The following is a 19249-nucleotide window of genomic DNA, read 5'->3' as shown; positions in this document are numbered from 1 at the left end:
CGGCTACTCGTCCGTAGCCGTGCCAAACGTGTCGTTGCTAGCCCCGGCGCTGGCGTAGTCGGTATCGGCCGTGGTAGTTGGCTTGCCCAGCTTCTTGACCAAGTAGCGCACGCCAAGGGCCCCTAGCGTGGCGCCGGCAATCACCTTTTGGGTAGTGCTGAGCTTGCCTACGCTGCCTTTGCCTAGCTTTTTGAGCGACTTGGCGGCGCCGCCGAGTAGCGTGGCCTTTTTGGCGGCTTTCTTTTTCTTGTTCTTTTTCATGGGTTCGGGGGTAAGACGCGTGAATTATTAAGGCTAGTCCAGTATCCGCAGGCGAAGGCAAAAGGTTGCGAAAGCAGGTAAACTCCTTGCGCAGAACACAACTGCTAACCGGCCCGCTTAGTCGAGGTCGGGGCTGGCGGCCTTCTTGCGCTTGCGTGGTGTGGGCTCTTCACTGGCCGCCGTATTTTTGTCGGCGTCAGCCTCAGGCGCATCAGCTTGCTGCTGAGCCAGGTACGTGAGTCCGGCCGCCAGCAGGGCTAGGCCGCCCACCACTTTCTGCCCGGTGCTGAGCTTCCCAACTTGCTTGGTCACCTTGCGAAACTTCTTGAGCGTAAGGTTTGCCGCATCCAGAATGTCGCTCGACAGTTCGTCTTTTTTCGAATGCTTTTTCTTATCCTTAGGCATGAGCGTGTAGCGTAAAGCTTGGGTGAGAAGGAACTCTAACGGAAAGGCCATAGCACAGCAAGGCAGCAGGCAGCGCCGCCGGTGGGCTAGGGTATTCGTAAGGGGCTAGCCGAAGGTTGCCTAGGCAGCGCTTTGACGGCAGGCTGGGCACAAAAAAGCGGCTGATGCCCGCGAGAGCTTCAGCCGCTTTTGCTTTACTGCTAATGCGATAATTACATATGAATGGCGCGGTTCTCGGTAGCCGCCAGGCAGGCCTCCTTCATAGCCTCCGCATAGGTCGGGTGGGCGTGGCTCATGCGGGCCACGTCTTCGGCCGAAGCGCGGAATTCCATGGCCGTTACGGCTTCGGCGATGAGGTCGGCGATGCGCGGCCCTATCATATGCACGCCCAGGATTTCATCGGTGGCTTTGTCGGCCAGCACCTTCACGAAGCCATCGGTGTCCATGCTGGCGCGGGCGCGGCCGCTGGCCTTGAAGGGGAACGAGCCCACTTTGTAAGCACGACCTTCCTGCTTGAGTTGCTCTTCGGTGAAGCCTACGCCGGCCACCTCAGGCCAGGTGTATACCACGCCGGGGATAAGCAGGTAGTTGATGTGCGGCTTCTGGCCCGCAATGGTTTCGGCCACGAACGTACCTTCTTCCTCGGCCTTGTGGGCCAGCATGGCCCCGCGAATAACGTCGCCGATAGCGTAGATACCGGGCACGTTGGTTTGCAGGTGCGCATCAACCTTGATGCGGCCGCGCTCTTCCATCTCGACGCCGGCGGCTTCGAGGTTGAGGCCGGCCGTATAGGGCGCGCGGCCCACGGCCACGAGGCAGTAGTCGCCTTCCAGCTTCAGCTCCTCGCCCTTGGGCGTGGTGGCGGTTACGGTCACGGTGTCGCCCTCGCGGGTGGCGCTGGTCACCTTGTGGCCGAGGTAAAACTCGATGCCGATTTTGCCCAGAATACGCTTCAGCTCCTTGCCCAGCGCCAGGTCCATAGTCGGGATGAGGCTGTCGGTAAACTCGACTACGCTCACCTTGGCACCCACGCGGGCGTACACCGACGCCATTTCGAGGCCAATCACACCGCCGCCAATTACAATGAGGTGCTTGGGCACTTCGCGGATATTCAGCGCCTCGGTGCTGGTAATAATGCGCTGCTTATCCTGCGCGATGAACGGCAGCACTGTCGGCTTGGAGCCGGTGGCGATGATAACGTTCTTGGTTTCAATCTGCTGCGCCTCGCCACCCTCGGTGGGCGCGATGCTGATGTGCGTCTTATCAACAAACGAACCGACGCCCCGCAGCACGTCGATTTTGTTTTTCTTCATCAGGTAGGCGATGCCGTCCACATTAGCCTTCACGACGCCGTTTTTACGGTCTATCATCTGGTTCATGTTCACCTGCAGGTTTTCCAGCTCAATGCCGTGCTCCTTGAAGGTGGTGTGGGCATTGTGGTAGTGCTCGGTGCTGTCGAGCAGCGCCTTGCTGGGGATGCAGCCCACGTTGAGGCAGGTGCCCCCTAGCGTGGGGTATTTCTCGATGAGGGCAGTTTTGAGCCCTAGCTGGGCGCAGCGAATGGCTGCCACATAGCCGCCCGGCCCCGAGCCGATGACGGTGACGTCGTATTGATTCATAGGAACAAAAACAGGCTCAAACTGCCGGTTGGTTCCGGCAAAGATACGTGGGCACCAGAGGCCGCTAGCCCCGGTGCCCGCGCTTTTTGCCGCAATCGTTATCGCCCGGGCCGGGGGCTCAGCGCCACACCGCCAGCCAGCACCAGGGCATCTTCGCCCGAGCCAATGGTGGAGCTGGCGATGCCCGTTTTCTCGCTGAGGCTTTGGCGCAGGTAAAAGGTCAGGAACGTGGCCGCTACGGCACCCAGGCTGCCTACCAGAGCTCCTTTGAGGGCGCTGCCGCCCTGGCTCTTATACCAGGTGGCGCCTACCAGCGCGCCCGAGGCGGCGCGGGTAGTGAGCTGCTGCGGCACGGTGCGGTTGGGGGTGCCGGGTAGCTTGTCGCCCACCAACTCGCCGGCGGTCAGCACTTTTAGCAGGCTAGCCACACCAGGCTTGGCCAGAAAGCGCAGCGGCGACCCCGCCATACCCGGCGCCAGGGCGCGGTGCGATAAGTAGTCGCTGAGAAACATGGGGCCACTGGTAGCCCGCGAGCCCGTGATGGCGGCAAAGCCCAGCGCAGGCCAGAACTTGGCGCCGCGGGGCGCGGCGGGGGAATTTGAATGCTTGGATTTCATGAAGCAGGGAATCAGGAAAAGGATTTACGGTTTAACGCAAAGCCTCCCAAAACGGCTAGCCCCTGGCACGCAAAAGCCCGGCCGCAGGGCGCGGCCGGGCTCTATAAGTAGCCGTATTTCAGCACTATATTAGCTAATGGCGGCAGCGTGCGAGCGCAGCACTTCCCGGGCGATGGCCAGGTTGGTATCGCGCGAGTTCACTACGAGGTAGATAAACTTGCTGCCCGCCGGGTTGAGCTTGAGCAGGTGCAGCTGGTTGGTCAGGGTAATCAGAATGTCCTCGATGGTTTCGCCTTGCAGCTTGAGGGCGGCCATGGCCTTCTGCTTTTGCTTTACTACTTCGGTATTATAAGCGGCAGCCGTTTCGGGATTGATGCTGGGCGTGTTGGAGTGCGAAGCCAGGGCCATGCCCGAGTTTACGTCTACAACGGCCACGGCCATCAGGCCGGGTAAGTCGGTAATAATTGCGTCAATTGCTTGCCCGGCGGGGCTATTCTTAGAGTAGGCCATGGTGGCTGAATAAGGGGTAATAGAGGGAGTTGGATTGGGTAAAGCTTCTTGCTGTTTTAGAGCGTCTTCTTGTTGTTTGCGGGCGACTAGCTTGCGGTAGATTCTCGCTTTCACATCGTCGGGCGGGGGCCGCTAGGCCCCGGTAAATCAAAAGATTAGAAAAACAGCCAGTGGCGGCGCTTGGGCGCCTTAGGCTGCAGCGTAACCGTAGCGCTGGCGGTGCTTTGGGTAGCCGCTACTTCTTGCTCGGTGTAGCCACCGTAGCCGTATTGCAGCATGGCCAGGCCATCGGCAGGCACCCGCAGCGAGTAATTGCCCTGGGCATCGGTGCTTGTGCCGTGGGCAGTGCCCTTGCGCAGCACGGTAGCGCCCGCTAGGGGCTCGCCTTTTTCGTTGAGGATGCGGCCGTGCACAAGCACGGTACGGGCGGCAGCCGGGGCCACGGCCGAGGCAGCCTCCAGGCTGACCACGGCAGGCACGGCGCTGGGCACCGCTAGCTTGGTCACGGGCAGCACGCTAGAGGGGCGGTTGGAAGCGGCCATGCTCACGCCGGCCAGCAGGGCGCCCACGGTCACCAGGCTCAGGGCGCGGCGACGGAAGCGCTGGGGCTGCTCCCGAATAAACCGCAACTGCTGCTGCACCCAGCTAGGGGCGGCAGGGGCGTCGTCGGCCTGTAGCTCGTGCCAGCGCGTTACGGTGGTGTGGGCCTGGCCGGCATCGCGGTGCAGGTAGGCCTCCACGGCCTGGGCCGAGGCGCGGGCCAGGTCGCCGCGCAGGTAGGCATCGCGATACACTGGCAGTAGCTCGCCAGTCTGCGGGTCAAATGGGGTAGCCGTGAGCTTCATATAAGAGGGGAAAAAGGGTGGAAGTCGATTGTGTACTATTATTTATAAACATTTTATTATTATGAATTTACCTAAAGCAGTTGCACGGCCTGCTGGGCTAGCTGGCGCAGCAGGGCCAGGTTAGTATCGTGGCTTGCAACAGCCAGAAACAGCGCCTGCCGGCCGCCGGGCCAAAGCCGCACTAAGTGCAGCTGGCTGGCTAGCGTAAGCAGCACCTCTACAGGCTCTTCATCGGCTTGGCCGTGGCTCAGCAGGTAGGCCTGCTGCACCACCGCTGCTACCGAAGGGGCTAGCAGGCTGGGCTGGTAAGTCCGCTCGGCTGCGTAAGTGGCTAGCAGCTGGCCACTAGGCAGGTCGAGCACCGCGGCCAACAACAGCTCAGGCAACTCGGTAAGCAAGTAATTCAATGCCGCTTCGGCCGAGCCGCCAGGGCTACTGCCAGCGCCTCTCACTACTTGGCGTATTGGGGGGCTGCCTAAGCCGGGCAGATAACGTAAGAATGGTAGATTCATAGCACCCGGGCGTCAACGGACCCGCGAGGGATGATGCAAACAGGCCAATACTGGATTTACCCCGCTTTCACCAAATCTGTTGAATAGGATAAATTTATTAATCTTTAAAAACAGGTATCGCTGGCTAGACTGGTTAATTTGCCTTATTTGTTAAAAAGAATTTCGTATCTGGTTTTACAAATCTCTAAATGAGGGCATTTTTTAAAAATGACAGCCATCATTTTTTTTGCTGATTTATATCAAAATATGAGCTAACATAAATAAAAACTATTTGCACTTTTCCCATACAGTTCTATCCACATTATTTGCATTGTCCCGCTTTGAAAGCGACTATTCTCAAATTGGCTCTGAAAGGATAGCCTACAAAAAAGCCAGCGCCCGAGTTGTACTCCGGACCCTGGCTCTTGCTTGAATAGTAGCCGGTGGCTTCAATCGTAGCGCGTGGAAATCGCCTGCAATTGGGCTTCATCGAGCAGCATAATCAGGCTGCCACGCGTAGCTACGACACCGGCATCCTTATACTCAGTAAGTAAGCGGCTTACCGTTTCCTTGGCTGTGCCTACCAGGGCAGCCAAGTCCTCGCGCGAGAGGGCCAGGGTGTAGGGCTCCGCCGGCGCAGCCACCGAATCGAAGGTGCGGCGCACTAGCAGCAGGGCCTCGGCCAGGCGCTCGCGCACGGGCTTGTAGGCCAGGCGCAGCATCTGCTCTTCGGCCTGCCCCAGACCGTTGGCTAGTAGCTGCAGCAGCGTATTGGCAAACTGCCGGTTGGACTGCACGAGGCGCAGCACATCGGGCCGCGGAATAAAGCATATCACGCAGTCGTCGAGGGCGATAGCCGAACTGGTGTAGTACCCGCCGCCTAGCAGGGCCCGGAAGCCGAGCGCATCGCCGTGGCGCACCAGCCGCGTAATGTGCTCTTTGCCATCGCCGCCGGCCTTCACTAGCTTCACTTTGCCTTGGTGAATGCAGTGCATACCCTGCGCCTGGCTTCCCTGCTGGTAGATGGTTTGCCCTTTATGGTAGAATTGCGCCGACTTGGTAGTCGTAATAAATTCCAGCTCCTCCAAAAGACACGACCCTAGCAGGGGGCTTTGGCGGCTGGGACACGAGTGACAATTTGGGGAAATAAAGCGGCCCATCCTGTAAAAATTGCTAAACAACAATCTCTCAAATATACCGCTTAATACGTAGCGCGAACCAGGTATAAATACGCATTATATGGAAATAACCTCATTCAGTTTCTTCGCACACAATCACTTATAAACAGCAGTTTTTCAACAAAAAAAGCCGCCTTTTTCAAGGCGGCTTTTAAAAGTTCTATCTTTACTTACTTAAACACCTAGCAGCAAGCGAGTCGGGTCTTCGAGTAGCTCCTTCACGCGCACTAGGAACGAAACCGACTCGCGGCCGTCGATGAGGCGGTGGTCGTAGCTCAGGGCCAGGTACATCATGGGGCGAATCACCACTTGGCCGTTTTCGGCCACGGGGCGCTGAATGATGTTGTGCATGCCCAGAATGGCCGACTGCGGCGCATTGATAATGGGCGTGCTCATCATTGAGCCGAAGATGCCACCGTTGGTGATGGTAAACGTGCCGCCCGTCATCTGCTCGATGGTGAGCTTGTTGTCGCGGGCCAGGCCGGCCAAGCGTACCACTTCCTTCTCCACACCCTCGAAGCTCAGCTTCTCGGCGTTGCGGATAACCGGTACTACTAGCCCCTTCGGCGCCGACACGGCAATACTGATATCGCAGAAGTCGGAGTACACGATGCTGTCGCCATCGATGTAGGCGTTCACGGCCGGCCACTCTTGCAAGGCCACGCATACGGCCTTGGTGAAGAACGACATAAAGCCCAGGCCCACACCGTTTTTCTCCTTGAACTTGTCCTTGAACTTGTTGCGCAGGTCCATGACGGGCTGCATGTTCACCTCGTTGAAGGTGGTGAGCATGGCCGTCTCGTTTTTCACCGATACCAGGCGGCGAGCCACCGTTTTGCGCAGGTTGCTCATGCGCTCGCGACGCTGGTTGCGCTCGCCAGCCGGGGCGGCTGGCGCGGCGGGGCTAGCCGCTGTCAGAGCGGCAACAGGTGCTGCGGCCGGGGCCGGTGCAGCAGGCTTGGCCTGGGCATTTTGGGCGTCTTCTTTGGTGATGCGGCCATCACGGCCCGAGCCGGCTACGTCGGCTGGGTTAATGCCTTTCTCACCCAGGATTTTGCCAGCGGCCGGCGAGGGTACACCCGTGGCGTAGGTGCTAGCCCCACTGCTAACGGGCAGGGTGGCAGTAGTCGGAGCGGAGGCAGCAGGGGCATTAGGCGCCGGTGCGGCAGCGGCGCCGCTACCGCCTTCAATACGGGCAATAAGCGCGCCTATCCCAATAGTTTCGCCTTCCTTCACGGCGTGGCGCAGGGTGCCGCTGCCTTCGGCCGGCAGCTCAAAAGTCGCCTTGTCCGATTCCAGTTCGGCAATTACCTCGTCGCGGCTCACCTGAGCGCCGTCGGGCTTCAGCCACTTGGCCACCGTCACCTCGGTGATGGATTCACCGACGGCGGGAATTTTCATTTCAACTACGCCTCCGCCAGCAGCGGGGCTAGCGGCCACCGGGGCTGCTGCGCCAGGGGCGCCAGGCGTGCTAGGGTCAGTATTGGGGCGGTCGGCGGGTGTGCCGCCGTAGCCGCTTTGGTCGCTGGCCTGCGGGTTTTGCTCGCCCTGCGAAACCGGGTCGGCGGTGGTAGCCGAAGCGCTTGCGGCTGGCGCAGCCTGGCTGTTGTCAGCCCCGGCCCCCTCGAGCTGGGCAATGGCCGTGCCGATACCAATGGTTTCGCCTTCAGCCACCAGAATTTTGAGCGTGCCATCGGCCTCGGCGGGCAGCTCGAAGGTGGCCTTGTCCGATTCCAGCTCGGCGATTACTTCGTCGCGCTTCACGGCGTCGCCGTCTTTCTTAAGCCACTTGGCAATGGTGACTTCGGTGATGGATTCGCCGACGGCGGGAATTTTGATTTCGGTGGGCATGAGAAGATGGCAGAGGGTATTGTAGGCAAAGAAACGGCGCTGGACGCCAGACCGCCGACTGCTAAAACGTAAGTAAGGAAGACTATTTCGCCGTGGCTACCCTAGCGGAGAGGCCAGCCACGGCGAACGTATTGGATACGGAAGGAGGGCCTAGCCGTCGATTGCTTTGTCGGCGGTGGCTACTTCTTTTTTAATCTGCTCGGTGGCTACAGCTTCTTTAGGCTTGTCGAAGGCGCGGGCTACAATCTCTTTCTGCTCTTTTACGTGCACCTTGTTGTAGCCAGTGGCAGGCGAAGCCGAGGGCTTGCGGGCTACTACATCCTCGAGCTCGCGGCGCATGAAACGAACCATGTAGTTCCAGTAACCCATGTTTTCGGGCTCTTCCTGCACCCAGTAGATTTTGGCTTTGGGGTACTTGGCCAGCTCGGCGTCGAGCTGCTTTTTGGGGAAGGGGTGCAGCTGCTCGAGGCGCACGATGGCCACATCCTTGCGGTCCGACTTCTGCTGCTCTTCCAGCAGGTCGTAGTACACCTTGCCTGAGCACAGCAGCACGCGCTTCACTTTCTTGGCATCGGCAAAGCCGTCGCCGAGCACTTCCTGAAAGCGTCCGCTCGTGAAGTCTTCGACCGGCGACACGGCCAGCGGGTTGCGCAGCATCGACTTGGGCGACATCACCACCAGCGGCTTGCGGAAGCTCCAGACCAGCTGGCGGCGCAGGGCGTGGAAGAAGTTGGCCGGCGTCGTGATGTTAGCCACCACGATGTTGTTCTCGGCGGCGAGCTGCAAGAAGCGCTCGGGGCGGGCGTTGGAGTGCTCGGGGCCTTGGCCTTCGTAGCCGTGGGGCAGCTGCATCACAATGCCGTTCATACGCTGCCACTTGCTTTCGGAGCTCACCACAAACTGGTCAATCATGGTCTGCGCGCCGTTGGCAAAGTCGCCAAACTGCGCTTCCCAAATCACCAGCGCCGTGGGGTTGGCCATGGCATAGCCAAATTCGAACCCTAGCACCGCGTACTCGCTCAGCAGCGAGTTATAGATGTTCAGCTGCTGGTGCTCGCCCTCCAAGTGATTGAGCGAGTTGTAAGGGGCCGAAGTTTCGGCGTCGTGCAGCACCGCGTGGCGGTGCGAGAACGTGCCGCGCTGCACGTCCTGGCCGCTCACCCGCACCGTGTGGTTTTCGCTCATCAGCGAGCCGTAGGCCAGCAGTTCACCAGCAGCCCAGTTGAGCACGCGGGTTTCGTAGAACATCTTCCGGCGCTCTTTCAGCAGGTTATCAATCTGCTTGATGGGTCGGAAGTTGTCCGGAACAGTAGTCAGGGCCTTGGCCACGCGCTCCACCACTTCTTCGCTGATGCCGGTTTCCGGCGATTGGTCGAAGTCCTCGTTGGTGCTGCGGCGCAGCGTGCGCCACTCGTTTTCGAGCGCTTGGTACTTATAAGGCAGCGGCTGCTGCTTCACTTGGTCGAGGCGGGCTTGCAGCATGTCGCGGAACTCCTTATCCATCTGGTTGGCCAGCTCAGCATCTACGTCGCCACGCTTCACTAGGGTCGCGTTGTACACCTCGCGCGGATTGGGGTGCTTCGAGATGACGTTGTAGAGCGTGGGCTGCGTGAACTTAGGCTCGTCCGACTCGTTGTGGCCGTGGCGGCGGTAGCACACCATGTCGATGAAGATATCGGCGTGGAACTGCTGGCGGTACTCGGCCGCCAGCCGCACTGCGAATACCACTGCCTCGGGGTCGTCGCCATTTACGTGAATGACCGGTGCGTCGATAATCTTGGCCAGGTCGGTGCTGTAAATTGACGAGCGAGCGTCCTCAAAGTCAGTGGTAAAGCCCACCTGGTTGTTAATCACGAAGTGAATTGTGCCGCCCGTTTTGTAGCCTTCTAGCTGCGACATCTGCGTCACCTCATAGCCGATGCCCTGGCCCGCTAGGGCCGCATCGCCGTGGATGAGGATGGGCAGAATCTGGTGGTAGTCGCCGCCGTACTGGTGCTCAATCTTGGCCCGCACAAAGCCTTCTACCACGGGGTTTACCGCCTCTAGGTGCGAGGGGTTGGGGGCTAGCTTCAGGTTGACTTTCTCGCCGTTGGTGGCGGTCACTTCCGACGAGTAGCCCATGTGGTACTTCACGTCGCCGTCGCCCATCGTCAGGTCGGGCGTGGCCGTTCCTTCAAACTCCGAGAAAATCTGCTCATAGGTCTTGCCCATGATGTTGGCCAGCACGTTGAGGCGGCCACGGTGCGCCATGCCTATCATCACTTCTTTCACGCCCAGCTCGGCGGCGCGGTTGATGATGGCATCGAGAGCCGGAATGGTCGTTTCACCGCCTTCCAGCGAGAAGCGCTTCTGCCCCAAGAACTTGGTGTGTAGGAAGTTCTCAAAAACTACCGCCTCGTTCAGCTTCTTGAGAATGCGCTTCTTGTACTCCACATCGGGGTTGAAGGCCAGCGCGCCGTGCTCGGCTTTCTGCTGAAACCAGTCGAGCACCTTGGGGTCGCGGATGTAGGTGTACTCGAAGCCCACCGTGCCAGCGTAGATGCTGGTGAGCGCCGCCACGATTTCGCGCAGCGTGGCACCCTGCCCCAGCCCAAGGTCTTCACCCTGGCGAAACTTAGTATCCAGGTCGGCGTCGCTCAAACCAAAATCGGCCAGGTTTAGACGAGCCTGGCGGTCTTTGCGCTCACGCACCGGGTTGGTTTTGGCGCGCAGGTGGCCCCGGCTGCGGAAGGCGTGAATGAGGTTGCGCACGGCCGTTTCCTTGTCACCGGCCACGGTGCCCTGGGCCAGGCCAGGCGCGTTGTTGGTCGAGGCGTTGGTATTGAGCACGCCGTAGTCGTCGGGCTGGGGCACGGGGCCGGGCGCGGGGCTAGGGGCAGTTTTGGGCGCGCTGCCATTGGTGGCCCCGTTGGCGCCGGGCACTACGGGCGCGCCCTCAGGAAACTGTTGCGAAAAGTCAAACCCCTCGAAAAACTTACGCCAGCCAAAATCGACCGATTCGGGGTTGTTCTGGTACGCCTGATACAGCGTTTCAATGGCCGCCGCGTCGGCGTTGGCGATATAGGAGTAAGTATCCATGACGGGAATTTGAAAAAGACAGTCTGATTAGGCGCAAAAGTAAAGTAACTGGCAATAAGCAGAAAACTTACATTCGGTTACACAAATTCGTTTGATAGACAAGTAATTGTTTTATAAAATTTTTGCTCGCATTCTTCAGAACGGCTAATTTAACGAGGATAGCGACGAATAGATGGCGTTTTCAAGTATGAATTTCGGCACTACGTAAAATACAAGGAATTTATATGAGATACTCAACGGCCAGCAAACTCAACATGACTTATTCAAGAAATAGTATAATTTTCTAAGACCAGCCTGCCCCTATTAGCCACAAGCGTTTAGTAATATTGGACAATCGGCTTAGCTGACAACCATTGCATCTGATTCACTGTTAAGGACTTTCTGCCCCTACTGGCAGTGGCCCAAAACGCCAGGCATAAATGGCGGTCAACTAACCATTTAACTGATGGAGCATGCAAAACTGATAACCAACCTACTACTGGCGGCAGCAACGCTAAGTGTAGCCCATCACCCTACTACCCCTGCCCCTGGTGAGCCGACGTCCAGCATGACCATTTTTTTGGCCACGGAAGGCAAAAGCCTTACGCACTGGCCGGCTACGCGCACTGCCCGCAAGAAGGAAACGGCAAAGACCCTGGTATATACCGTCACGGCTACGGCCTACCAACCAGTTGAGAATCAGACTGACGATGAGCCGTTTGTGACGGCCGACAATTCTGACATCAAGCCGCATTATAGTAGCAAGACGCGCTGGATGGCCCTGTCGCGCGACCTGCTGGCCCGCTGGGGCGGCGATTTTCAATACGGCGACCAAGTGGTGGTAAGCGGTATTTCGCCGCAGCTCGACGGCGTGTATACGATACACGATACCATGAACCGACGGCACCATCACTGCATGGATATCCTGACGCACGTGCGCGAAAAAATAGATATATACACTAAAAACGTTAAAATTCAGCTCGTTGCGGCCACCTCTTCTGCCGACTCTTCCCACAATGTGAGCACGGCGCGCGCTACTTCGCTAGCCCGGCTTCGCAGTGGCGCAGCTACCCGGGCTAGCAGCCCCGACTTCCTGGCTATCGGAGGCGATAAAAAGCGGGTAGACTACTTTGCCAGCGCCACCTTCTAAGACAATGCGGAGCAGGATGCAAGGCTAGCGCAGGCCCTTAATGCAAAGCAGCGTTTTGTTGCAAGCCGTGGGTGCTGCTTAGTACTTATTGGTGCTGCTGGAGCACACGAAGCGAACGTACCGGGCCATTTGGGGTGTTAGGTCTTGCACTACACTTTCCCTTGGCCCTCATATGCAGGCCGCTTTGCAGCACTTAACAAGCAACTAATGGCCGATATTAAAGCGCTGATAGTCTTCTTATTACTCACTACAGCTGCGAATGCAGCTTCGCGCCACCCCTCTACGCGTGGTGGGCAGCGGGCCGCCAGCGCGGCCAGCCGACGGCCTCATGCAGCTAAGCCCAAGCGTGAGAGAGCGGCTGTTGCTAAGCATGGTGCAGCTTCGCGACATTTAGTAACGCACTCGGCAGTAACTAAGCATCGCAAGCCCCGCGCGGCAGCTAGGCACAGCCACCTCACAGCCCAGCACCGCCGCCCGGCCCGGCGGCTCGGCGGCCGCGCCTACACCGTCACGGCCACCGTGTACCAGGCAGTAGCCCGGCAAACTGATTCCAGCCCATTCATCACGGCTGACAACTCGCGTATTCGGCCGCACTACGGCAGCCACACGCGCTGGCTAGCCCTCTCGCCCGACTTGCTGAAGCGTGGCGGTGGCAAGTTCGACTACGGCGATAAGGTGCAGGTAGGCGGGGTTTCGCCGCAGCTCGACGGCGTGTACACGGTGCACGACACCATGAACCGACGCTACCGCCACCGCATCGACATTCTTACGCACCGCCGCGAAAAGCTGCACATACTTGCCCCGGGGGCCAAGCTGCGGCTAGCCCAGGCCCCACGCAAAAGCCGGGCGCAAGCCACTGCTGCGACTCACGCCCGGCCGGGGCATCATGTGTCCAAATCCGTTGCCAGTCATCCGTCTCGGCGGCTGAGCCGGCAGCAGGCGGGCTAGCTATTTAGCCAATGCCATTTTGTAGATGCGGAACGGCTCGCGGGGCTGACCTACGCCCTTGTTCCAATTCGGCATTTTGTGGATGGCTGAAGTGGTGAAGTAGATATTATTGCCATCGGGGTCCCAGGCGAAGGTATCGGGCCATTCGAGGCGCTGTTCCTTCACCACAGTCTCGATTTTGCCATCGGGCGTGCGACGCAGGATGGCGCCCTCTTCGAAATTGGTGAGGTACAGGTTGTTTTTGCTGTCGAGCTCCATGCCGTCGCAGGCGGGGGCGTCGGGCAGCTTTTCTACGGCGGCTTGTACCTGGGTGGCGCTCAGGGCCGCATCGCGCAGCACGGCGGTTTTGATGCGGTAGAGCGAGTGGCCCGACAAGGCGCGGTAGTAGAGGTACTGGTTGTCGGCGCTCAGCGCAATGCCATCGGCTTTGAACTGGCCGGGCTTGCCCATGGGGTCATAGAGCGCCTTGCCCTGGGCCTTGGTAATAAAGCCCTTATCAGGCAAGGTGGACGGCTGCTTTGCTAGCAGCTGGCGCGACTTGGTGGTTTTTAAATCAACCACTACCAGCGCCCCGGTACCCGAGTCGGTGAGGTAGGCATAGTTGTTTTGCAGGTCGATGCGCACATCATTGAGGTACGAGTGGCGCGGGGCTACGCTCTCGGGAAACGGGATGGTTTGCAGCACCTTATTGGTCTTGGGGTCGGTTTTGACCAGCTTCACGCCGCCGGGCACCGTCACCTTGAGCCCGGGCGCGGCTGGGTCAATAATCCAGAGCATACCCTGCTTATCGACGTAGCCAGCCTGCGGGCAAATCCAGTGCTTCATGGGCTCGTTCCGTACCGAGTCGTTCCACATGCACCAGCCAGCGTCCGGGTACGGCGTGAGCGTATTGCTAGGCCCCACCACGGCCACGGGGTAGGTGGGGTTGAAGTCCCAGCGCGGCGAAAAGGCGAACACCTTGCCGCCCGGCGCCACGGCCACCCCCGTCACCTGCGGGTCGGTAATCTCGGCTACGATGGTAAGCGGCGAGTTGGCCGGTACCGGGGCCGGCACGTGCGCGGCGGTCGAGTCGGCGGGGATAGTACCGCGCGGCTTGTCGGCTGTTGAGGTGCCCGAGTTGCAGCCCGCCAGCAGCAGGCCGGCCGCCGCGGCGTAAAGGGGAGAGAAAGCAGAACGCATAGTCATGTGGAAAAGGAATGAAAAACCCCGGCCTGAAAAGCAAGGCCGGGGTTTGGCATACGGGCAGGGCGGGCTAGCCGTTCGGTATACGTTAGTTAGGCTGGGTTTTATTTTGATAGGCCAGCACGGCTAGCTGCTCGGCCGCAGCGGCGGCCGGCTGCGGCTGGCTGGCGGCATCGTAGAGCAGGCTCAGCGGCTGAAACGGATTGGCCAGAATCTGGGCTTCGGTGAGGCCCCAGCGCGGCCACAAGCCCGCGAGGGTGTGGCCATAGGCGAGGTTTTCCCAGGGGTTGAAAATGGTCGAGGTCACGTCGTCCACCAGGGCATCGAGCACCAGCTCGGCGCCGGGCGCATCGGCGGGCGTGGGGCGCCGCGGATAGATGTCGGGCACCACGGCTAGCAGGTAAGCCCCGTAGTAGGCGCGGGCCTTAAACTCAGCCACTTGCGCCGGGTGCAGCGGGCGCTGGGCATCGGCATAGACCTGGCGCATGGCCTGGCCAATAAACCCGATATCTACGAGCGTACCTACTATGACGGCCTGCCCAAGCTTTACACTCATAACCAAAGTATTCAAGTCATCATCGAGCTCAAAAGCCGGGGCATCATAAGCGCTATCGGCTTCGAGCACGAACACCGAGCCGGGCACAAAGTCGGCATAGTCGGTGGGCACGCGCAGGCCCTGCAACAGCTGAAAAAACGCTCGAAACCGCTGCACTAGCTGCACATTCTCAGCTAGCGGGTACTGCGGCTTGATGAGGGGCTCCTGCTGCTGAATAAGCTCCGTGACAAAGATGCCGTAGAACATTTTGCCCAGCCACTGCCATAGGCGGTCGGGCGGCAGGGCGCGTAGCGCGGCGGGGCCGGCCTGGGCGGCAGCCTGCACTTCGGCCTCCAGCGCGTCGAGGCGCGGGCGCAGCGCGGGGGCTAGCGGCAGGCGCAGGGCACCGTAGGTGGTCTGGCTCTGGTCGAGCAAATAGAGGGGGCGCTCGGCCAGGCCGTAAGTGCCTTGCAGCCAGTCGGCAAACACCGGAATAGTATCGGCCTCCGTCACGGGCTGGCCAGTAAGAAAGCAGCGGCCGGGGCCAAACTGCATCCCCTCGAAGGGGTCGTAGAGGGTAATCATAGGCGGGGCTACTTGCAGCCGCAAAGGTCGGCTAGCCGGCCGCGAAACGCACAATGGCTGCCAGCCCTCCGCTTAAGCGAAAGGCCGGCAGCCATTGTAAACAAAGGCTAAATGCTAACGGGAGAGCAGGTTGCTGGCTTTAATCAGCACTTTGCTCAGGTTTTGCAGGGCGGGCGAGTAGCCATTAGCCGACTCTTCGGCTACTTTGCTGGCTTCGGCCCCGAGGCTGGCCAGCACCTCGGCCACCTCGTGGCTTTGGGTGTCGCTGGAGCTTAGCATCTGGCGCAGCAGGCTTACTTCCTGCTTTATCTTGGCCAGGCCGGGGCGGTCGCTGGCGGCCAGCACCGTTTCCCAGCGCTCCAGCTCGCGCTGGCCGGTGGCGCCGTCGGCGTTGGGCAGGCCCTGGCCGAGCAGGTTGAGGGTATCGGTAAGCAAGGCCGTGCTCTGCTCATCACTGACGTGCAGCTGAACTTCGGGCGTGGGCGGGGTATGTGGGGTGGAGGCAGTAGAGTCCATGAGCGGGGAAAGAATAGATTAGCTGGCTATACTTGGCCCAGCCCTAAAAAGTTAGTTGGCAGCCCCTGGCCAAAGGTTACCTTTTAGGGCGCAAGCCAATTAAGGTGGACAGTTTCACCACCCACTCCCTTTTCAATCATGACTACTTCGCTCAAAACCCTGTTTGCCGCTGCCGTGGCCCTGAGCTTCACCGCTTGCTCGACCGACACCACTAAAACCGCGAATGCCGACGGCACGACCACCACGACCACCGAGGTAACCACCCCCAGCGCTGACTCAGTAGGTGCCAAGATGGATGCTAAAATGGACGCCGCCGGCGATAAGATGGATGCCGCTGCCGACCGCGCCAAAATGAACGCCAAGGAAGCCGGCGCCAAGATGGATGCTAAAATGGACGCTGCCGGCGACAAAATGAATGCCATGGGCGACGCTGCCGCCAAGTCGGCTCACCAGACCAAAGAGAACATGAAGGCTGCTGCCCAGAAGTAGGCTGCACCTGCCCTAGCGAAAGCCCGCGCCCCCGGCGCGGGCTTTTTTGTGCGCCAATCGGGCCAGGCGGGCGTATTTTGCTGCCGTGTTGTTTCGTCGCCGTGCCACGCCTGCTCTTGCCGCTACCCTCCCCGACCAGGAGGTGCTGGCCCGCTACCGCCAGGGCGGCGACGTGGCCGCGCTAGGCCTGCTCTACGAGCGGCACCTGCCCGAGGTGTTTGCGGTGTGCCGCCGCTACCTGGCCCCGCCCGATGAGGATGCCCAGGATGCCACCATGCAGCTGTTTGAGCAGTTGGTGGTGAAGCTGCGCACGCACGCGCCCGACAACTTTGGCGCCTGGCTCTACACCACAGCCCGCAACTTTTGCCTGATGGAGCTGCGGGCCCGGCAGCGCGGCACCGCCAGTGGCGGCCCGCTGGTGCTGCTGCCCGAAGCCGCCGATGTGGAAAATGCCGCCGCCCGGCATCTGCCCGATGCCAACGCCGAGGCCGAAGCAGCCAGCCAGCACGAGGCCGACCTGCAAGCACTGGAGTTGGCGCTCAGCCAGCTGCCGCCCGAGCAGCGGCGCTGCCTGGAGTTATTTTACTTGGAAGAAAAATCGTATCAGGAGATTGTAGCGCTCACGGGGCTAGCCCTCAACCTCGTGAAAAGCCACCTGCAAAATGGCCGCCGCATGCTCAAACGAACTCTTGGCAAAGGGCTAAGAATGAGCAATGAAGAATGAGGAAGCATCCTTCACGCCAATCTCTGCTTCTTAGTGCTGCACCCCAACAGTTTTAATTCTTCATTCCACATTCGCACTTCTTAACGCAACCTCATGCTGCCTACCAACCCGCTGCTGAACGCCACTGCCCCGGCCGGCCCGCACCTGCCAGTGGCGCTGCTGCGCCAGTATGCGGCGGGCACGCTGGCTCCGGCAGCCCAGCATCGGGTGGAGGCGCACACCCTGGCCTGCTCGCGCTGCGCCGACATCCTGGAGGGCTTGCTGCAAACGCCGCCCGCCACCACCGACCAAGCGCTGGCGCAGCTGCACCAACGCCTGCGCCAGCGGGTACAGCAGCAGGCAGCCCCGGCGCGGCAGGTAGCCACGCCGCGCCGCCACCGCTGGCTAGCCCCGCAGCTGGCGGCCGCCGCAGCGTTACTACTAGGGCTGGTGGCTGGTGGGTGGTGGGCCTGGCAGCAGCGGCAACATACGCACCTGGCGCCAGCGCAGGTAGCCATAGCTAGCCAGCCCCAACCAGCAGCACCCGTTGAAGCGCCGGCAGCCCCGGCACCAGCTGTGACTGCGGTGGCGCCCCCACCAGCTGCAGCGCCCAGGGCGCCACACCGCCCGCACACTGCGGCGCCAGCGGTAGCTGCGCACTCCGGCCGCCAGCACCCCAGCGCGGCACCGGCTAGGGCCGGTAGCAGCCCAGGCGGGGCAGCTACCCCCGACTCGACCACGCTGGCCGAGGTAGTATCAACGCCCTCGCCCACACAAGATGCCGCCCCCACGGCAGCGCCAGCACGCGTGAGCGAGCCCATGGCCAGGATGAAGGCAGCCATGCCGCCCCCCCCGGCCCTGCCCGCCACCCCTAGCGGTGGCTATGCGGCGCTACGCGAGTATTTAAAAAAGGGCACGGCCGAGTTTGAGCCCGAAAGCCGTGATGGCGCCCGCCAGTCGGGCCGGGTGCTGGTGCGCCTACACCTCGGGGCCGATGGCAAGATTGAGCAAGCCGAGGCCGTGCGCAAGCTGCGCCCCGACTACGATGCCGAGGCCATCCGGCTGCTGCAGGAGGGGCCTAGCTGGGTGCCCGGCATCAGCGCCGGGCGCCGAGCAGCGCAGGTGGTCGAAGTACCGGTGGTGTTTGAGTAGCTAGGCCTACATTTTCATGCCGGCCTTGAAAGAGCCGTCATCTACCGTTTTCAGGAACTTGACAAAGCCCGTCATGTAGGTCTGCTGGTCGTCGTACATGGCCATGTGGCTGCCTTTGGGGCAGATGAGCGAAGCGCCCTGCTTCACCTGGGTAGCTATCCAGGCCATGTGGGCGGGGTCCATGGTGTCATACTTGCCGCCGATGCTGAGGAACGGAATGGTGAGCTTGGGCAGGTCCTTGGTGCGGTCCCAGGTGGTGAGCTTGCCTGAGATGCCGAACTCGCTAGGCCCCTGCATAGTCACGTAGAGCGACTGGTTGATTTTGCTCATTGCGCGGGTCACGGGCTCCGGGTTGGGCACAATGCGGCACAGGTGCTCGGCGTAGAAGTTGGGCTCCAGCAGGCCCATGTAACGTGGGTTGCTGAAGTCCTTTTTGGCCTCAATCGCCCGAATCTCTTTTAACACCTCGGGCTTCATCTGCTTGGCCAATACCTCGTCGGCGTACTTGCCGTAGGCGGGGCAGCTCATCATCATATTGCTAATGATGAGGCCCTTGAGGTTTTGCTGATACTTGAAGGCGTACTCGGCGGCCAGGATGCCGCCCCAGCTGTGGCCTAGCAGGTAGAAGTTGTCCTTATTCAGGTTCAGGGCCTGGCGCACCTGCTCCACTTCCTCCACGTAGCGCGGCAGGCTCCACATGCTGGTATCGCGGGGGTTATCCGAGTTGCCGCACCCTAGCTGGTCGTAGTAGATAAACTCGATGCCTTCCTGCGGCAAGAAGCTTTCCATGCACTCAAAATACTCGTGCGTGGCGCCCGGTCCGCCGTTGAGCAGCAACACTTTGATTTTGGGGTTATTACCGAATTTTTTGGTCCAAATATTAAACTTGCCCTTGGGCGTAGTGATGGGAATAACTTGGATGCCGCCGGTCTTCACGCCGCTTTCCACGGCTGGGAAGTAATTGGCCGGCATGGCAGTGCCCGGCGTGGTGGCAGTAGTGGTAGATTGCGACTGGCTGCAGCTGGCGAGCAGTGAGCCGCCTAGTAGGGCTAGCGCCAGCGCGTGAGTGGGGAAACGTGGGTTCATGGGATAGGGAAAGGAGAGAATTAAAAACCTAATAGAACGTCATGCTGAGCTTGTCGAAGCATCTCCCCC

At 60.3% G+C, this 19249-nt stretch carries 19 protein-coding genes; 5 read left to right on the top strand and 14 right to left on the bottom strand.

The genetic code is table 11. The features are described 5' to 3' along the window. Positions 1–3: 3 nt before the first annotated feature. The 10 genes from J4D99_RS17655 to J4D99_RS17610 all read right to left on the bottom strand — a co-directional run bounded on the left by J4D99_RS17655 (position 4) and on the right by J4D99_RS17610 (position 10855). A complete protein-coding gene (locus J4D99_RS17655) occupies positions 4–261 on the bottom strand; it encodes a hypothetical protein (protein WP_208133066.1) in 258 nt (85 codons plus the stop codon). 117 nt (positions 262–378) lie between these two features. Further along, positions 379–717: a hypothetical protein gene (locus J4D99_RS17650; RefSeq protein ID WP_208133065.1), complete on the bottom strand. Its 339-nt coding sequence runs from the start codon at positions 715–717 to the stop codon at positions 379–381. Between the two features lie 161 nt (positions 718–878). Beyond that, a complete protein-coding gene (gene lpdA, locus J4D99_RS17645; protein WP_208133064.1) occupies positions 879–2285 on the bottom strand; it encodes a dihydrolipoyl dehydrogenase in 1407 nt (468 codons plus the stop codon). 98 nt (positions 2286–2383) lie between these two features. Further along, positions 2384–2902, bottom strand: a complete 519-nt coding sequence (locus tag J4D99_RS17640; protein WP_208133063.1) for a hypothetical protein — start codon at positions 2900–2902, stop codon at positions 2384–2386. Between the two features lie 129 nt (positions 2903–3031). Continuing rightward, the gene (locus tag J4D99_RS17635) at positions 3032–3412 is read right to left on the bottom strand and encodes a hypothetical protein (protein WP_208133062.1); all 381 of its coding nucleotides are present in this window, start codon (positions 3410–3412) and stop codon (positions 3032–3034) included. Positions 3413–3567: 155 nt separating this feature from the next. Beyond that, positions 3568–4257, bottom strand: a complete 690-nt coding sequence (locus J4D99_RS21880; RefSeq protein WP_220235710.1) for a carboxypeptidase-like regulatory domain-containing protein — start codon at positions 4255–4257, stop codon at positions 3568–3570. Positions 4258–4328: 71 nt separating this feature from the next. Then, positions 4329–4643, bottom strand: coding sequence for a hypothetical protein (locus J4D99_RS17625; RefSeq protein ID WP_208133061.1), 315 nt, complete (start codon positions 4641–4643; stop codon positions 4329–4331). Positions 4644–5197: 554 nt separating this feature from the next. Continuing rightward, positions 5198–5836: a Crp/Fnr family transcriptional regulator gene (locus J4D99_RS17620; protein WP_208133060.1), complete on the bottom strand. Its 639-nt coding sequence runs from the start codon at positions 5834–5836 to the stop codon at positions 5198–5200. 264 nt (positions 5837–6100) lie between these two features. Beyond that, the gene (gene odhB / locus J4D99_RS17615; protein WP_208133059.1) at positions 6101–7777 is read right to left on the bottom strand and encodes a 2-oxoglutarate dehydrogenase complex dihydrolipoyllysine-residue succinyltransferase; all 1677 of its coding nucleotides are present in this window, start codon (positions 7775–7777) and stop codon (positions 6101–6103) included. 150 nt (positions 7778–7927) lie between these two features. Next, positions 7928–10855: a 2-oxoglutarate dehydrogenase E1 component gene (locus tag J4D99_RS17610; protein ID WP_208133058.1), complete on the bottom strand. Its 2928-nt coding sequence runs from the start codon at positions 10853–10855 to the stop codon at positions 7928–7930. A 547-nt stretch (positions 10856–11402) separates the two neighbouring features. Here J4D99_RS17610 and J4D99_RS17605 point away from each other — a divergent pair. Both J4D99_RS17605 and J4D99_RS17600 read left to right on the top strand, forming a co-directional pair. After that, entirely contained in the window at positions 11403–11984 is a 582-nt protein-coding gene (locus J4D99_RS17605) for an RlpA-like double-psi beta-barrel domain-containing protein (protein WP_208133057.1), read from the top strand. Positions 11985–12191: 207 nt separating this feature from the next. After that, positions 12192–12932 carry an RlpA-like double-psi beta-barrel domain-containing protein gene (locus J4D99_RS17600; RefSeq protein ID WP_208133056.1) on the top strand — a complete coding sequence of 247 codons (741 nt, stop codon included), beginning with the start codon at positions 12192–12194 and terminating at the stop codon, positions 12930–12932. Here the strand turns inward: J4D99_RS17600 and J4D99_RS17595 are convergent, their stop codons facing one another. The 3 genes from J4D99_RS17595 to J4D99_RS17585 form a co-directional block, all read right to left on the bottom strand. Then, entirely contained in the window at positions 12933–14111 is a 1179-nt protein-coding gene (locus J4D99_RS17595; protein ID WP_208133055.1) for an SMP-30/gluconolactonase/LRE family protein, read from the bottom strand. Positions 14112–14202: 91 nt separating this feature from the next. Continuing rightward, positions 14203–15234, bottom strand: coding sequence for a hypothetical protein (locus J4D99_RS17590; protein WP_208133054.1), 1032 nt, complete (start codon positions 15232–15234; stop codon positions 14203–14205). Positions 15235–15348: 114 nt separating this feature from the next. After that, complete coding sequence (locus tag J4D99_RS17585) at positions 15349–15750, bottom strand: hypothetical protein (protein WP_208133053.1); 402 nt, start codon at positions 15748–15750, stop codon at positions 15349–15351. A gap of 138 nt (positions 15751–15888) precedes the next feature. Between J4D99_RS17585 and J4D99_RS17580 the strand changes: the two genes are divergently transcribed. The 3 genes from J4D99_RS17580 to J4D99_RS17570 all read left to right on the top strand — a co-directional run bounded on the left by J4D99_RS17580 (position 15889) and on the right by J4D99_RS17570 (position 18094). Then, a complete protein-coding gene (locus J4D99_RS17580) occupies positions 15889–16239 on the top strand; it encodes a hypothetical protein (protein ID WP_208133052.1) in 351 nt (116 codons plus the stop codon). An 88-nt stretch (positions 16240–16327) separates the two neighbouring features. Then, positions 16328–16963: an RNA polymerase sigma factor gene (locus J4D99_RS17575; RefSeq protein WP_213019585.1), complete on the top strand. Its 636-nt coding sequence runs from the start codon at positions 16328–16330 to the stop codon at positions 16961–16963. Positions 16964–17056: 93 nt separating this feature from the next. Continuing rightward, complete coding sequence (locus J4D99_RS17570) at positions 17057–18094, top strand: energy transducer TonB (protein WP_208133050.1); 1038 nt, start codon at positions 17057–17059, stop codon at positions 18092–18094. 6 nt (positions 18095–18100) lie between these two features. Here the strand turns inward: J4D99_RS17570 and J4D99_RS17565 are convergent, their stop codons facing one another. Then, positions 18101–19180: a proline iminopeptidase-family hydrolase gene (locus J4D99_RS17565; protein WP_208133049.1), complete on the bottom strand. Its 1080-nt coding sequence runs from the start codon at positions 19178–19180 to the stop codon at positions 18101–18103. Between the last annotated feature and the right edge of the window lie 69 nt (positions 19181–19249).

It is taken from the genome of Hymenobacter sp. BT559 (assembly GCF_017571525.1).
Classification (GTDB): domain Bacteria; phylum Bacteroidota; class Bacteroidia; order Cytophagales; family Hymenobacteraceae; genus Hymenobacter; species Hymenobacter ginsengisoli.
This window is presented reverse-complemented; position numbering and strand designations above follow the sequence as displayed.

Excerpts from the sequence above, each read along its gene's own strand:
- J4D99_RS17655 (WP_208133066.1), bottom strand. The coding sequence starts at position 261 with ATGAAAAAGAACAAGAAAAAGAAAGCCGCCAAAAAGGCCACGCTACTC.
- J4D99_RS17650 (WP_208133065.1), bottom strand. The coding sequence starts at position 717 with ATGGCCTTTCCGTTAGAGTTCCTTCTCACCCAAGCTTTACGCTACACG.
- lpdA (WP_208133064.1), bottom strand. The coding sequence starts at position 2,285 with ATGAATCAATACGACGTCACCGTCATCGGCTCGGGGCCGGGCGGCTAT.
- J4D99_RS17640 (WP_208133063.1), bottom strand. The coding sequence starts at position 2,902 with ATGAAATCCAAGCATTCAAATTCCCCCGCCGCGCCCCGCGGCGCCAAG.
- J4D99_RS17635 (WP_208133062.1), bottom strand. The coding sequence starts at position 3,412 with ATGGCCTACTCTAAGAATAGCCCCGCCGGGCAAGCAATTGACGCAATT.
- J4D99_RS21880 (WP_220235710.1), bottom strand. The coding sequence starts at position 4,257 with ATGAAGCTCACGGCTACCCCATTTGACCCGCAGACTGGCGAGCTACTG.
- odhB (WP_208133059.1), bottom strand. The coding sequence starts at position 7,777 with ATGCCCACCGAAATCAAAATTCCCGCCGTCGGCGAATCCATCACCGAA.
- J4D99_RS17610 (WP_208133058.1), bottom strand. The coding sequence starts at position 10,855 with ATGGATACTTACTCCTATATCGCCAACGCCGACGCGGCGGCCATTGAA.
- J4D99_RS17605 (WP_208133057.1), top strand. The coding sequence starts at position 11,403 with ATGACCATTTTTTTGGCCACGGAAGGCAAAAGCCTTACGCACTGGCCG.
- J4D99_RS17600 (WP_208133056.1), top strand. The coding sequence starts at position 12,192 with ATGGCCGATATTAAAGCGCTGATAGTCTTCTTATTACTCACTACAGCT.
- J4D99_RS17595 (WP_208133055.1), bottom strand. The coding sequence starts at position 14,111 with ATGCGTTCTGCTTTCTCTCCCCTTTACGCCGCGGCGGCCGGCCTGCTG.
- J4D99_RS17590 (WP_208133054.1), bottom strand. The coding sequence starts at position 15,234 with ATGATTACCCTCTACGACCCCTTCGAGGGGATGCAGTTTGGCCCCGGC.
- J4D99_RS17585 (WP_208133053.1), bottom strand. The coding sequence starts at position 15,750 with ATGGACTCTACTGCCTCCACCCCACATACCCCGCCCACGCCCGAAGTT.
- J4D99_RS17580 (WP_208133052.1), top strand. The coding sequence starts at position 15,889 with ATGACTACTTCGCTCAAAACCCTGTTTGCCGCTGCCGTGGCCCTGAGC.
- J4D99_RS17570 (WP_208133050.1), top strand. The coding sequence starts at position 17,057 with ATGCTGCCTACCAACCCGCTGCTGAACGCCACTGCCCCGGCCGGCCCG.
- J4D99_RS17565 (WP_208133049.1), bottom strand. The coding sequence starts at position 19,180 with ATGAACCCACGTTTCCCCACTCACGCGCTGGCGCTAGCCCTACTAGGC.